The organism is Priestia sp. 3CA3, from assembly GCF_056836725.1.
In genome coordinates, this window is record NZ_JBXENJ010000007.1 from 237,263 (window position 1) to 251,544 (window position 14,282).

Sequence of the window (14,282 nt, forward strand, 5' to 3'; positions counted from 1 at the left end):
TATGAACAAAAAAACAGAACTGCGCGTTCTGTTTTTATCATCATAAAATTCTTGCTTTATTTTTCGACCATTTCGCTTGAGTCCACAGACACAGCCTGTCCTTTGGACTTTTGCACAACGTGGCAATGACGACATCTTGGTTCGTACGATTCAGACGCACCGACTAAAATAATAGGGTCGTCATAAGAAGCAGGCTCACCGTTAATCAAACGCTGCGTACGGCTCGCAGGAGAGCCACATGAAGCGCATACGGCCTGTAGCTTTGTTACCGATTCTGCAATAGCCATTAACTGGGGCATTTGTCCAAAAGGTTCACCTTTGAAGTCTTGGTCTAACCCTGCTACAATCACACGAAAGCCTTGATCTGCTAAAGATTGAACAATTTCTAAAATATCTGTGTCAAAAAACTGTACTTCATCTATCGCTACTACGTCTGTCTCTTCATTTACTCGCTTTAAAATATCGCGCGATGCTGAGATTGAATAAGCCATAACAGATGTACCATTATGTGAAACGACAGCTTCTTCACTATATCGATTATCAATTGCAGGCTTGAACACTTGTGCTTTTTGTTTAGCAAACTGCGTACGGCGCACACGTCGAATCAACTCTTCTGATTTCCCTGAAAACATACTGCCACAAATTACTTCTATCCAACCGCTTTGTTTCATTACGTACACCACTGCGGGACTCTCCCTTCTTCTCGTTCCGTTTCTGAGCGAACCGCTACTAACTTAATCTACGTCTTCTATGTAGATCTTATTCCTATGATAAAGTACCCACTTTTTTATCAAGCAGACACTGTTTTTCTACTTTTTTAAGCAAAAAAACAGGCAAGAAGTTAAGCTACTTGCCTGTTTGTTTCGACAATGTGATTATTTAAGACCGTATTTTTTGTTGAAGCGATCAACACGGCCACCAGCTTCAGCGAATTTTTGACGACCAGTGTAGAATGGGTGACATTCAGAACAAGTCTCAACGCGGATCTCTTCTTTTACAGAACCACTTTCAAATTCGTTTCCGCAAGTACATTTAACCATAACTGTTTTATAGTTTGGATGAATTCCTGTTTTCATTCGTTTCATCTCCTTCCGCCCTGAATCATTCTGAAACAGAGTTTATTGATAAAGATAGTGATGAAATAATAACTATTTCACTGTGTACTTTATCAACACACATGATGAAATTATAACAAGGGTTGTATGCTTTTGCAACCACATGTTTTATAACTTATCGTTTATTTGCTAAAAGCGTTTTTTTCTCTTCCGTTAACATCGAAAAGAACTCTTCATTTGTCTTTGTTTGACGTAAACGTTTTAAGAATTTTTCTGCAAAATCAGGAGCATCTGCCATTGATTTGCGAATTGCCCATAAGTGGTCTAAATGCTCTTTTGGAATTAACAGCTCTTCTTTACGTGTGCCTGAACGACGAATGTCAATCGCAGGGAAGATACGTTTTTCAGCTAGTGAACGATCTAGATGCAGTTCCATGTTACCTGTACCTTTAAATTCTTCATAAATAACATCATCCATACGAGAGCCTGTATCAATTAAGGCTGTTGCTAGAATGGTTAAGCTGCCTCCATCTTCAATGTTACGCGCAGCTCCAAAGAAGCGTTTTGGACGATGAAAAGCAGCTGGATCAATACCCCCTGATAGTGTACGACCGCTCGGTGGAATAACTAAGTTATAAGCACGAGCAAGTCTTGTAATGCTATCCATCAAAATGACAACATCTTTTTTGTGTTCGACAAGTCTCATCGCACGTTCAAGGACAAGTTCCGCTACTTTAATGTGATTTTCTGGCACTTCGTCAAATGTAGAACTGACAACATCACCGTCAACCGAACGCTCAATGTCCGTTACTTCTTCAGGACGCTCATCAATAAGAAGAACAATCAATTCCGCATCAGGATGATTGGTTGTAATGCTATTGGCAATTTCTTTTAACAGCATCGTTTTACCTGCCTTTGGCGGCGCAACAATTAGTCCCCTTTGCCCAAATCCAATTGGTGAAATCAAGTCAATAATACGCGTAGAGAAACTTCTTGGCTGAGTTTCCAGCAGCATTTGCTCATTTGGATAAATCGGGGTTAGTGCTGGAAAATGTACGCGTTCTTTTGACGTTTCTGGGTCTTCTCCGTTTACTGCTTCTACATGCAGTAACCCGTAGTAGCGCTCATTTTCTTTCGGAGGACGAACTTTCCCCGATACCTTGTCTCCATTACGCAGATCGAAGCGACGAATTTGTGAAGCTGAGATATAAATATCTTCTGAACTCGGTGAATAGTTAATTGGTCGTAAGAAACCGAATCCTTCTGACTGAATAATTTCAAGAACGCCTTCCATAAATAAAAGCCCATCTTGTTCAGCTTGAGCCTTTAAAATAGCAAAGACAAGTTCTTTTTTCGTTAATTTACTATAGTACGAAACTTTATACTCACGAGCATGTTCATATAGCTCTTTTAATTTCATATTTTCTAAACTGGATAATGTTAAGTTCATTAGGACACCACGCTTTATAATGAATAATTTTTAACCGTTCCTCCCATATTAAATTCAAATATAAAATTGAGAGATGATATGGATGGAATAAATCTGTGAAAATGGAGAATATAACCTTTGAAGTATAATAAGTAGAATCAATTGATTAACCATACACTTTTAGAAGAATAATTCCGACATAAAACCATTTATATTATCTTGATAAATTTAACGTAGCAATTTATATTCTAACCTTTTTCTATCTTTTTAATCAATCTTTTTTTACTTTAGAAGATGAATAAAAAAAAGGAAATTTAATAGCTTAAGAGAAGCAAGGAAAACCTTTTCATAATTTCACATTAAAGGAAATAAACTGGACGTTAAAATAAGAAGTGAAATTTATCTTTTAGCTTCCCCTTTTTATCTATTTACCCTATTCATAAATATATAAGCTACACAGACATAGAAGAACGTTCCTACACCTGTGTAGCTTATTTAACGGCTCATTTCTAGAATTTGCTTTCCTCACTGTTGTGCAATTTGCCTCTATGAATTTTGAAATTGTTCAATTTCTTCTTGAGTCATCTCTTCACGCCAAATCATTGCCCCTAAATCCGATAGCTTGTCTACTAAATGGCTGTAACCTCGGTCAATGTGCTCTAAACCCGTTACTTCTGTAATCCCTTTGGCCATTAAGCCTGCGGTTACAAGGGCTGCTCCTGCTCGTAAGTCCGACGCTTTCACACGTGCACCTTGTAAGTGAATGGGACCATTAATAATAGCTGAACGTCCTTCTACCTTAACAGATGCATTCATTCGTCTCAGCTCGTCAATATGCTTAAACCTTGCACCGTAAATTGTATCTGTCACAACGCTTGTACCTGATGCTCTTGTTAGAAGCGTCGTGAATGGCTGCTGTAAATCAGTTGGAAAACCTGGATATACTAACGTTTTAATATCTACGGGCTTCAACAGCTGACGAGTCGCTACGAGAATCTGATCTGAGCTTGTTTCGATATGAATACCCATTTCCCGCATTTTAGCCGTTAATGACTCTAGGTGCTGAGGGATAACGTTGTCAACAACAACTTCTTTTCCCATACTCGCTCCCATAATCATATACGTGCCTGCTTCAATTCGGTCTGGAATGATGGAATGACGGCATCCTTTTAATTGATCTACGCCATCAATTCGAATAACGTCCGTCCCTGCACCTTTAATACGGGCACCCATACTTGTCAGTAACGTAGCTACATCGATAATTTCAGGCTCTTTAGCAGCATTCTCGATAACGGTACGCCCTTTTGCTCTCACAGCAGCTAGCATGATATTGATTGTTGCTCCTACGCTCACAACGTCTAAATAAATTCGAGCACCAATCAGTTCATCAGCTCGAATGTAAATAGCTCCTTGCTCATTTGTTACTTTCGCACCAAGAGCTTCAAAGCCTTTAATGTGCTGATCGATTGGTCTTGGACCAAGGTAACAGCCTCCTGGAAGACCAACTACCGCTTTTTTAAAGCGTCCCAACATCGCCCCCATTAAATAATAAGAAGCGCGTAATTTTTTTACTTTTCCGTTCGGTAAAGGCATTGCAACCATTCCGGATGGATCTACTGTTAATTCGTCGTTATCAATGGTTACTTTCCCACCAATTTCTTCAACTAAATCCCCTAATAACTGCACGTCTGAAATATCAGGCAGACCTTCAATTGTAACAGGTGACTCGGCTAAAATTGTTGCTGGAATAAGCGCAACGGCACTATTTTTAGCACCACTGACGCGGACGGATCCACTTAAGGTAAAGCCACCTTGTATTTTTAACTTTTCCATTTATAGCTCCCTTCTAGTGAAAGAAAGTTTCTCACCTAGTAATTGAGGAAAATTTTGGTACAAAGAATACCTAAAAGAATGGTTATTTTTCCTATTACCTACTAGTGTACACGAAAATGAAAAAATCATGTATAGTTTCGACAAGATAAAAGAAAAATATGGCATTCACCTGTCAGGATGGTAAAGGCCACACAAATTTATACATGTTTAGACATTTCGTTTTTCCCAATCTGCTAAAAATTGGTCAATTCCTGCATTTGTTAACGGATGTTTGAACAATTGCATTAAAACTTTGTAAGGAATTGTCGCAATATGTGCTCCATTTTTTGCAGCTTCTGTTACGTGCATCGGATGACGAATAGATGCTGCAATAATTTCGGATGGAATGTCATGAATTGCAAAAATATCTGCAATATCTGAGATTAAATCGAGGCCATTAAAACCAATATCGTCTAACCTTCCCAAGAAAGGCGATACGTAAGTAGCACCTGCTCTTGCTGCCATTAACGCTTGGTTAGCTGAGAAAATAAGCGTAACGTTTGTCTTAATACCTAAACTAGTAAATTCTTTTACTGCTTTTAAGCCATCTGGAGTCATCGGTACCTTGATTGTAATATTCGGCGCAATCGCAGCAAGCTCTTTTCCTTCGCGAATCATGCCTTCTGCATCAAGCGCAATCACTTCTGCACTTACAGATCCTTCAACGAACTCTGTAATTTCACGAAGACGATCTTCAAACGTGATGTTCTCTTTAGCTACTAAACTAGGATTTGTTGTAACCCCCGCTAACAAACCTAATGAATGCGCTTCCTTAATCTCGTCTAAATTAGCCGTATCAATAAAAAACTTCATGAATGCCATCCCCCTGTGTTATGTATTCAGAATGATAAGAAAATTATAGTAAAAATAAAACCGCCTTACAATAAAAATAAGACGGTTTTATTTTTCAGACTCAACTAACTGCAAACAGGCCATCCGAAGATTTCAAATTATGCTTTGTTAGAAGAACCGAATTCACGCATTTTACCTTGAACCGTTTCTTTGATTGCTTCGCGAGCAGGTCCTAAGTATTTACGTGGATCATATTGTTCAGGTTGCGCAGCTAATACTTCACGAACAGCTTTAGCTGAAGCAATTTGGTTTTCAGTGTTTACGTTGATTTTAGCAGTACCTAAAGAAACTGATTTTTGGATATCTTTTGTTGGAATACCAGTTCCACCGTGTAGAACTAATGGTAAGCCTGTACGATCTCCGATTTCTTTCATTTCAGCAAAACCTAGGTTTGGTTCACCTTTGTATGGTCCGTGAACTGATCCTAATGCTGGAGCTAAGCAATCGATACCTGTACGGTTAACAAGTTCTTCACACTCGTTAGCATCTGCATAGATAACACCCTCAGCAATAACGTCGTCTTCTTGTCCACCAACAGTTCCTAGTTCTGCTTCTACAGATACTCCGTGGAAGTGAGCTAGTTCAACTACTTTAGAAGTAATTGCAATGTTTTCTTCAAATGGGTGGTGAGAAGCATCGATCATTACAGAAGTGAATCCAGCATGGATTGCTTTTGCACATGATTCAAAGCTTGAACCGTGGTCTAAGTGAATTGCAACTGGTACTTGAACGTCGTAATCTTCGATTAGAGCTTCAACCATTGCTACAACAGTTTTGAAACCGCCCATGTAGCGTGCTGCACCTTCAGATACACCAAGAATAACTGGAGAGTTTTCTTCTTTTGCTGCTTGAAGAATAGCTTGAGTAAACTCTAAGTTATTTAAGTTAAATTGACCTACTGCATAGCCTTGTTCTTTTGCTGTAATAAGCATTTCTTTCATTGATACTAAAGGCATATTGAAATCCTCCTTAAAATCAACCTTAGATTAGATGCTAACCAAAAGGCACACTCAAATAGTATGCTCTTGAATTGAGTGTTTCATGTAGAAACAACGCGCATCTTTACATAATAGATTGTCGAATTATGAATACAGTAATTAGGATACCAACTAACAATGAAAACAGCAACATTTTTAGGCTGATATTCAAAATTTGTTAGGATGAAAACCCTACCAAAACCTTAATTCGACTTTACTGGTATATATTCCCTAACAACTTTGCGGATTTCATCAATATCAAAAGGTTTTGCAAAGTGAGTTAACGCTCCTAGATCTTTTGCTTCTTGAATCATATCCAATTCACCATAAGCGGTCATAATGATGACTTTAATCGTTTCATCGTGCTGCTTTAACCTTTTTAAAATTTCGATTCCATCCATTCCTGGAATTTTCATATCTAATAAGACAAGATCCGGTGCTTGCTCTTTTGTAATATCAATCGCCTGGAAGCCGTTCGCCGCTTGAAATGTCGTATAGCCTTCTTTTTGCAGCACTTCCGTTAATAAAATACGTATACCATACTGATCATCAACAATTAAAATTTTCTCTGCCAATATAATCCCACCTTTTATATTCCTCTTCTACAGACAAAACTAACATATGTATTTCGCCTTTAAAACAAAAATCCCTGCTAATTAGAGAAATTGTTACAAAACATAGCTTTTTTTGTCATCCATCTAACTTCATTGCACTTTACTTTCATTGTAGCTCATTTCAAGATAGAATACAGATAGCTTTTTTCGTTATAATGTGTAGATAGACGGCTTTAGCCGCTTAAATCGAAGGGAGATTCTATGCTTAAAATTTTCACAACTCAACTTTCAGGTTTTTTTAAACGAATTGAAGAACAAGAAGAATTCCAATTTGAAGATGCCGCGCGTATTTTAGCACAGGCCTCTGTCGGAGAAGGATTTATCTATATTTATGGTGTAGAAGAAATGCATGCCGTTACACTAGAAGCACTAAGCAGTGCAGAACCTTTAAGTCAGGCAAAACCTTTGCCTTTACATGAATTGGATCAGCTGACTAGCGTCGATCGCGTACTGCTTGTCTCTCGATTTTCAACAGATCACAAAGCTGTGGAAATAGCTGAACGTTTAAAGAAACGCGATATTCCATTTGTCAGCATTGCTGCTGTCCCTAAAGAAATAACCGAACCTTCTTTAACAGCACTCGCAGATGCTCATATTGATACAAAATTGTTAAAGCCCCTTATTCCTGGAGAAGACGGCTCAAGATTTGGTTTTCCAGCAATGATGGTCGCTTTATACGCGTACTACGGTTTAATTTTTACATTAAAAGAAATCGTAGAAGAATATGAATAAAAAACACGCTGTCTAAAGACAGCGTGTTTTTATTTCACTTATTTGTTTTGGCCTGACTCCATTGATGCGCGAATAAATTCTTTGAACAATGGTTGCGGTCTTGTTGGACGAGACGTGAATTCTGGGTGGAATTGTGAAGCCAAGAACCATGGGTGGTCTTTAAGCTCTACAATTTCAACTAAACGGCCATCCGGGCTTGTACCAGAGAAGATAAAGCCTTTCTCTTCCATTTGCTGGCGATATTCGTTGTTAAATTCATAGCGGTGACGATGACGCTCATACACCACTTCATCTTGATATGCTTCATATGCAAGCGTATCTTCAGACAATTTACAAGGATATAATCCTAAGCGTAATGTACCACCTAAGTCTTCTACGTCTTTTTGTTCCGGTAATAAGTCGATAATTGGATAATTTGTTTCAGGTGCAATTTCTGCTGAATGTGCGCCTTCTAATCCTAATACATTGCGTGCAAACTCAACTGATGCTAGCTGCATACCTAAACAAATACCTAAGAATGGAACTTTTTGCTCACGTGCATATTGTGTTGCCACAATTTTACCTTCGATTCCACGATCCCCAAATCCACCTGGAACTAAGATACCGTCTACATCACCAAGTAAATCTTGAACATTTTCTTTTGTTACAAATTCAGAATTTACCCACTTGATATTTACATCTGCATCGAATGCATATCCAGCATGTTTCATTGCTTCTACAACAGAAATATAAGCATCTTGAAGCTCTACATACTTACCAACTAATGCAATTTTTGTTGTGTTTGAAAGTCCTTTTACTTTCTCAACAAGTGCTTTCCACTCAGTCATTTCTGCCTCTTTGCAATCTAATTTCAAGTGATCGCATGTGATTTGATCTAAGTGCTGCTCTTGTAGAGATAGTGGAATTTCATATAATGTTTCAGCGTCTGCACACTCAATAACTGCTTTTGGATCAATGTCGCAGAATAAAGCTAGCTTATCTTTCATATCTTCAGAAATTGGCATTTCTGTACGAACAACAATCACGTTTGGCTGAATACCTAAGCTACGTAATTCTTTTACACTATGCTGTGTTGGTTTTGTTTTCATTTCACCAGCCGCTTTTAAATATGGCACAAGTGTACAGTGAATATACATAACGTTGTCACGGCCAATATCGCTTTTGATTTGACGAATAGCCTCTAGGAAAGGAAGTGATTCAATATCTCCTACCGTTCCGCCGATTTCAGTAATAACAACATCTGCGTTTGTTTCTTTGCCTGCACGGAAAACGCGTTCTTTAATTTCATTTGTGATGTGCGGAATAACCTGAACTGTTCCGCCTAAATAATCACCGCGACGCTCTTTTTTCAATACTGTTGAATATACTTTACCTGTTGTTACATTGCTGTAGCGATTTAAGTTGATATCGATAAAACGCTCATAGTGACCTAAGTCTAAGTCTGTTTCCGCGCCGTCATCTGTTACGAATACCTCACCGTGTTGGTATGGACTCATTGTTCCTGGGTCTACGTTAATGTATGGATCAAACTTTTGAATCGTTACGTTCAACCCACGGTTTTTTAATAAACGGCCTAAAGAAGCTGCTGTAATCCCTTTTCCTAGAGATGATACAACACCGCCTGTTACGAAAATATACTTTGTCATCTATACTTCCCCCTCTAAATAATTTGAACTGTACAATATTAAAAGTTTTCACATAAACAATCACAATTCATTCATTGTGCATGCGAAATTATAAGAAACCTTATGAATGTGAAACGTTCAAGAACCAAAAGAAAGTTTCTATCAAGGATTTATAAGAACATATCGGGGTGTAAAACATTGATAAATAAAATAAAAAAATTGCTCCCAATACCAAAACTGGATTGGGAGCAATAGTCTATTTTAAATAAAAACTTTTTAAATGCTTGTTTAAAGAGCCCAAAAAAGATTCTACCTACTTCGCTTGAAAAAGTCAAGAAGGATTATTTTTCTTTTTCGTCCTCATAATCGTCTTCTTCATCTTCCTCATCATCGTCTAGATCATCTTCTAAATCGTCAAAATCGTCTTCTGCAAGATCATCTTCATCTTCTTCTAGCTCGTCGATGTCTTCAAAATCTTCTTCTTCGTCTAGATCGTCAACATCTTCATAATCTAAATCTTCTTCTAGATCATCAAAGTCTTCAACTTCTTCAACAACAGCTTTTTTCGCTTTTTTCTTTTTAGGTTTTGCAACCGGAATAACTTCTTCTTCAGCCTGGTCAAAAGGATACCATCCACGAAGACCCCAATGGTTGTCCCCTACTGTTAAAAAGCGACCATCAATATTAATATCTGTATAAAACTGAGCTAATCTCGTTTTTAATTCTTGATCTGACATTTCCGCTGCTGCTTTAATTTCAGCAATAATTTCTTGGAATGACATTGCTTGACGATCTGTTTTTTCTTCTAGAAGCGCGTAAGCAATCTCAATCATCGACATTTCTTTTAAATCCGTTTTTGAGTACTGTGCTAAACTCAAATCTGGCACATCCTTTCTATGGCTATGTATATCGAAAATCTATTAAATCAATTCATCATATGTGTAAATGATGGAAACGAATAAATACATACCATTCATTATAAACAAATTCAATACATTTATGCTAGCCTCGTTTCTAAAATTCTCGAGAATTTCGCATAAAACAACGAAAAAAATAGACATTTTATTACTATAATACATTCTACTTGATACACCAACAGTATCCTTTGACCAAAAGGAATTCACCATCAGTTATTCTGAGTCCGTTAGGGTTAAGTCTATAAAAGCCGCGATGACCAAAAATAGTCACCGCGGCTTTTAATATATCACTATATACTAACGATACATTATTACATATTTCGACGATATTGCCCACCGCATTCATATAAAGCTCGCGTAATTTCTCCTAAGCTGGCTACTTTAACAGTCTCCATTAACTCTTTGAAAATGTTCTCTCCTTCTGTTGCAGCTTTCTTTAACCTTTTCAGCGCGTCTTCTCTTTTTTCTTCATGCTGCTGTTGAAACTTCTGAAGCTGATTAATTTGATGATTTTTTTCTTCTTTTGATGCGCGGGCTAACTGCATGTCATCAACTGAGGAACTTTCCTCTTCATTTGGATTAATATACGTATTTACTCCTATAATAGGTAAAGCTCCCGTATGTTTTTGCATCTCGTATTCCATCGATTCATCTTGAATCTTACCTCGCTGATACTGCATTTCCATCGCACCTAAAACGCCGCCTCGATCATTTAAGCGTTGAAATTCAGCCAATACCGCTTCTTCTACCAAGTCTGTTAGTTCATCAATAATAAAAGAGCCCTGTAATGGATTTTCATTCTTAGTGAGTCCATGCTCTTTTGTAATGATTAGTTGAATGGCCATCGCTCTACGTACAGATTCCTCTGTCGGTGTTGTAATTGCTTCATCATACGCATTGGTATGAAGAGAGTTGCAGTTGTCATGAAGAGCCATTAAGGCTTGCAGCGTCGTACGTATATCATTAAAATTAATTTCCTGTGCATGAAGCGATCGGCCGGATGTTTGAATATGATACTTAAGCTTTTGACTGCGTTCATTTGCGCCGTATTTATCACGCATCACAATTGCCCATATTCTTCTCGCCACACGTCCAATAACCGTGTATTCAGGGTCAAGTCCATTACTAAAGAAAAACGATAAATTAGGAGCAAAATCATCAATATGCATCCCTCGGCTTAAGTAATATTCCACGTACGTAAAACCGTTGGCTAATGTAAACGCGAGCTGAGAAATTGGATTCGCCCCTGCTTCAGCAATATGATAGCCTGAAATAGACACAGAATAATAGTTGCGCACTTTCTCGTCAATAAAGTACTGCTGAATATCTCCCATCATTTTTAACGCAAATTCTGTGGAAAAAATACACGTATTTTGGCCTTGATCTTCTTTTAAAATATCCGCTTGAACGGTTCCTCTCACTTGTTTCAACGTACCCGATTTTACTTCCTCGTATTCCTGTTCCGTTAAAGGACGCTTTAATTCTTCTTCTTTCTTTTCTACCTGCTGGCTGATAGCTGTATTCATAAACATAGCTAATAATATCGGAGCCGGCCCATTAATCGTCATCGAAACGGAAGTCGAAGGATGGCAAAGATCAAATCCCTTATACAAAAGTTTCATATCATCAAGCGTACAGACATTTACGCCGCTTTCGCCAATTTTCCCGAAGATATCCGGCCTTGGATCCGGATTTTCTCCATAAAGCGTTACAGAATCAAACGCTGTACTTAAACGCTTGGCCTCATCATCTTTTGACAAATAGTGAAAGCGGCGATTGGTTCGTTCTGGTGTTCCTTCACCTGCGAATTGACGCTTAGGATCTTCACCTTTTCGTTTGAACGGAAAAACACCTGCTGTGTATGGAAATGCACCTGGCACGTTTTCTTTATAAAGAAAACGAAGAACTTCCCCGTATTCATCAACCTTTGGAAGGGCCACGCGCGGAATACGCAGTCCTGATAGCGTATCAACTTGCAAAGACGTTTTAATTTCTTTATTTCTTACCTTTGTAATAAGTTCTTCTTGCCGATACTGACTTTTTAATTTAGGCCAGTTTTCCAGCTTTTCAATCGATTCGGCCGTTAGCTGTTTTTGATATTTCTCCTTTAGCTGAGTGAGCTCTTGCTTGGCTGTTTCTGTTTCCACTTCTTCGAGAGCACCCTCTAGCTGATAAAATTTACGCGCTGTTTGCGCTTGAACGTCCGTATTGCGGTGATAAGAGCGAACGCTGTTTACAATCTCCTGTAAATATTGCTGTTGATCATTAGGAATGATGGTATATTTCTTTTCACTTACGCGCTCTGATGATTTTTCTACGTGCCAAGACGTACGGCATGTTTGATGCAGATGATTTACAAGATCTTCAAATAAAATATTTGTTCCCCCGTCGTTGAACTGACTCGCGATTGTTCCGTAAACTGGCATCGTAGAGAGACTATTTTCAAACAGCTGATGATTGCGCTGATATTGACGCTGCACTTGTTTTTTTGCGTCTTCGGAACCTTTTTTTTCAAATTTATTGATGACAATAAAGTCTGCGTAATCAATCATTTCAATCTTTTCTAACTGCGACGGCGCGCCAAATTCGCTTGTCATGACATAAAGAGAGACGTTTGCAATATCTTTAACTTGAGCATCAGCTTGCCCGATGCCGCTTGTTTCGACAATGATAATGTCGAAGCCCGCTTTTTTCACGACGGCAATTCCATCTCGAATGGCCGCCGATAGCTCATGTCCAGATGAACGCGTGGCCAAACTTCTCATATACACACGAGGAGACGCTGCGATGTTCATGCGAATTCGATCCCCAAGAAGCGCTCCTCCGGTCTTTTGTTTAGTTGGATCAACGGATAAAACAGCTACATGAATATCTGGAATATGTTCAATAAACCTTCTTACTAATTCATCCGTAAGCGAACTTTTCCCCGCTCCTCCTGTTCCTGTGATTCCAATAACCGGTATTTTTTGATCCGTCTCGCTGTCGATTACACTTTCTCGTATTTCTTCAAGAGCGGCTGCATGCTCTTTTGTGTATTCATAGGCTTCATTTTCAGCACATGTAATAAGCTGGGCAATTAAACGGTCATTAGCCGGCGTTAAGGTTCGATCATTCGGCAGTGCAGGGGGATTTGTGTAATAACAATCATCGATCATGAATTGAATCATGCCTTCTAACCCCATTTTTCGTCCATCTTCCGGAGAAAAGATTTTAGAGATGCCGTAATCATGAAGCTCTTGAATCTCACTCGGAATAATTACCCCGCCGCCGCCTCCATAAATTTTAATATGAGAAGCCTGTTGTTCTTGGAGTAAATCGTACATATACTTAAAATATTCTACATGGCCGCCTTGGTAAGAAGAAATGGCGATCCCCTGAACATCCTCTTGTATGGAAGCGTTAACAATTTCTTCAACAGATCGGTTATGCCCCAGATGAATGACTTCTACCCCCTTGGCTTGAAGAATCCGTCTCATAATATTAATAGACGCATCGTGGCCGTCAAACAGGCTAGAAGCGGTTAAAAAACGAAGCGGTCTTTTGCTTGTATTCAAACTGTCTCCCCCTCACACAGTTGTTGAAATGAAAAATTTTTAAGTAAAAAATCCAACTGCATATTTGTATATTCTTCTAGTGAATAATGCTTTTGCAGCCACCATCTGCGAAATGCCCACATCTGACCTTGAACAAATAAATGATGAGCAAACAGCGAAATTTCTTTATCCGTAAGTGCAAATTGATTGTTTTCTACGCAGCCTTCGATAATAACCTTAAACATTTCAACCATATCCAGCTCTTTTTTTAATACATATGGAAGCGCATCTTTAGACAGCGATTTCGCTTCTTGGTACATGACTAATACTTCATCTTGAAGCTCATCTACAACTTTAAAATAGTGTTGAATCGCTTGTTGAAGCTCAGCGATTGTATAACGATCCACTACCATCTCTTCTAATCGCTCTCTCACTTCGTCGTAAATGTTGTCACATACAAGATATAAAACATCTTCTTTAGATTGAATATATTCGTAAAGTGTACCGATACTGAACCCAGCGGCTTTGGCAATTTCCCTTGTTGTTGTTCGGTGAAAACCTTTTTCCTTAAATAGCGTGACGGCCCCTTTAATCATTTGATTACGACGCTCTACAATCAGCTTTTCATCTTTAATGGATGTGAGAACTTCTCTCTTTTTCATTTTTTCACCTCTCC

General features: G+C 38.5%; 12 protein-coding genes. 1 reads left to right on the top strand and 11 read right to left on the bottom strand.

Annotated features, from left to right (window positions below; genetic code table 11):
- Nucleotides 1-56: 56 nt before the first annotated feature.
- The 7 genes from AC1VNJ_RS19710 to AC1VNJ_RS19740 form a co-directional block, all read right to left on the bottom strand.
- Nucleotides 57-671 (bottom strand): thymidine kinase, encoded by a 615-nt coding sequence (locus tag AC1VNJ_RS19710; RefSeq protein WP_153252841.1) that lies wholly within the window; start codon nucleotides 669-671, stop codon nucleotides 57-59.
- 204 nt (nucleotides 672-875) lie between these two features.
- Entirely contained in the window at nucleotides 876-1,076 is a 201-nt protein-coding gene (gene rpmE / locus AC1VNJ_RS19715) for a 50S ribosomal protein L31 (RefSeq protein ID WP_013085477.1), read from the bottom strand.
- 154 nt (nucleotides 1,077-1,230) lie between these two features.
- Nucleotides 1,231-2,505: a transcription termination factor Rho gene (gene rho / locus AC1VNJ_RS19720; protein ID WP_014457752.1), complete on the bottom strand. Its 1,275-nt coding sequence runs from the start codon at nucleotides 2,503-2,505 to the stop codon at nucleotides 1,231-1,233.
- A gap of 525 nt (nucleotides 2,506-3,030) precedes the next feature.
- Nucleotides 3,031-4,317, bottom strand: coding sequence for a UDP-N-acetylglucosamine 1-carboxyvinyltransferase (locus AC1VNJ_RS19725; protein WP_028411974.1), 1,287 nt, complete (start codon nucleotides 4,315-4,317; stop codon nucleotides 3,031-3,033).
- 207 nt (nucleotides 4,318-4,524) lie between these two features.
- The gene (gene fsa / locus AC1VNJ_RS19730) at nucleotides 4,525-5,169 is read right to left on the bottom strand and encodes a fructose-6-phosphate aldolase (RefSeq protein WP_013059825.1); all 645 of its coding nucleotides are present in this window, start codon (nucleotides 5,167-5,169) and stop codon (nucleotides 4,525-4,527) included.
- 137 nt (nucleotides 5,170-5,306) lie between these two features.
- Nucleotides 5,307-6,164: a class II fructose-bisphosphate aldolase gene (locus tag AC1VNJ_RS19735; protein WP_013059826.1), complete on the bottom strand. Its 858-nt coding sequence runs from the start codon at nucleotides 6,162-6,164 to the stop codon at nucleotides 5,307-5,309.
- 224 nt (nucleotides 6,165-6,388) lie between these two features.
- Entirely contained in the window at nucleotides 6,389-6,763 is a 375-nt protein-coding gene (locus tag AC1VNJ_RS19740; protein ID WP_087944205.1) for a response regulator, read from the bottom strand.
- Nucleotides 6,764-7,000: 237 nt separating this feature from the next.
- On the opposite strand from AC1VNJ_RS19740, the gene AC1VNJ_RS19745 reads away from it, so the two are divergent.
- Nucleotides 7,001-7,531 carry a DUF2529 family protein gene (locus AC1VNJ_RS19745; RefSeq protein ID WP_033580394.1) on the top strand — a complete coding sequence of 177 codons (531 nt, stop codon included), beginning with the start codon at nucleotides 7,001-7,003 and terminating at the stop codon, nucleotides 7,529-7,531.
- Nucleotides 7,532-7,569: 38 nt separating this feature from the next.
- Here the strand turns inward: AC1VNJ_RS19745 and AC1VNJ_RS19750 are convergent, their stop codons facing one another.
- The 4 genes from AC1VNJ_RS19750 to AC1VNJ_RS19765 form a co-directional block, all read right to left on the bottom strand.
- Nucleotides 7,570-9,177, bottom strand: coding sequence for a CTP synthase (locus AC1VNJ_RS19750; RefSeq protein ID WP_033580393.1), 1,608 nt, complete (start codon nucleotides 9,175-9,177; stop codon nucleotides 7,570-7,572).
- 320 nt (nucleotides 9,178-9,497) lie between these two features.
- Nucleotides 9,498-10,034 (bottom strand): DNA-directed RNA polymerase subunit delta, encoded by a 537-nt coding sequence (gene rpoE / locus AC1VNJ_RS19755; RefSeq protein ID WP_033580392.1) that lies wholly within the window; start codon nucleotides 10,032-10,034, stop codon nucleotides 9,498-9,500.
- 350 nt (nucleotides 10,035-10,384) lie between these two features.
- Nucleotides 10,385-13,627 carry a fused isobutyryl-CoA mutase/GTPase IcmF gene (icmF, locus tag AC1VNJ_RS19760; protein ID WP_033580391.1) on the bottom strand — a complete coding sequence of 1,081 codons (3,243 nt, stop codon included), beginning with the start codon at nucleotides 13,625-13,627 and terminating at the stop codon, nucleotides 10,385-10,387.
- The gene (locus tag AC1VNJ_RS19765) at nucleotides 13,624-14,268 is read right to left on the bottom strand and encodes a TetR/AcrR family transcriptional regulator (protein ID WP_014457745.1); all 645 of its coding nucleotides are present in this window, start codon (nucleotides 14,266-14,268) and stop codon (nucleotides 13,624-13,626) included. The genes icmF and AC1VNJ_RS19765 overlap by 4 nt, the downstream gene beginning before the upstream one ends.
- Between the last annotated feature and the right edge of the window lie 14 nt (nucleotides 14,269-14,282).

Excerpts from the sequence above, each read along its gene's own strand:
- rho (WP_014457752.1), bottom strand. The coding sequence starts at position 2,505 with ATGAACTTAACATTATCCAGTTTAGAAAATATGAAATTAAAAGAGCTA.
- rpmE (WP_013085477.1), bottom strand. The coding sequence starts at position 1,076 with ATGAAAACAGGAATTCATCCAAACTATAAAACAGTTATGGTTAAATGT.
- fsa (WP_013059825.1), bottom strand. The coding sequence starts at position 5,169 with ATGAAGTTTTTTATTGATACGGCTAATTTAGACGAGATTAAGGAAGCG.
- AC1VNJ_RS19735 (WP_013059826.1), bottom strand. The coding sequence starts at position 6,164 with ATGCCTTTAGTATCAATGAAAGAAATGCTTATTACAGCAAAAGAACAA.
- AC1VNJ_RS19725 (WP_028411974.1), bottom strand. The coding sequence starts at position 4,317 with ATGGAAAAGTTAAAAATACAAGGTGGCTTTACCTTAAGTGGATCCGTC.
- AC1VNJ_RS19745 (WP_033580394.1), top strand. The coding sequence starts at position 7,001 with ATGCTTAAAATTTTCACAACTCAACTTTCAGGTTTTTTTAAACGAATT.
- AC1VNJ_RS19765 (WP_014457745.1), bottom strand. The coding sequence starts at position 14,268 with ATGAAAAAGAGAGAAGTTCTCACATCCATTAAAGATGAAAAGCTGATT.
- AC1VNJ_RS19710 (WP_153252841.1), bottom strand. The coding sequence starts at position 671 with ATGAAACAAAGCGGTTGGATAGAAGTAATTTGTGGCAGTATGTTTTCA.
- AC1VNJ_RS19750 (WP_033580393.1), bottom strand. The coding sequence starts at position 9,177 with ATGACAAAGTATATTTTCGTAACAGGCGGTGTTGTATCATCTCTAGGA.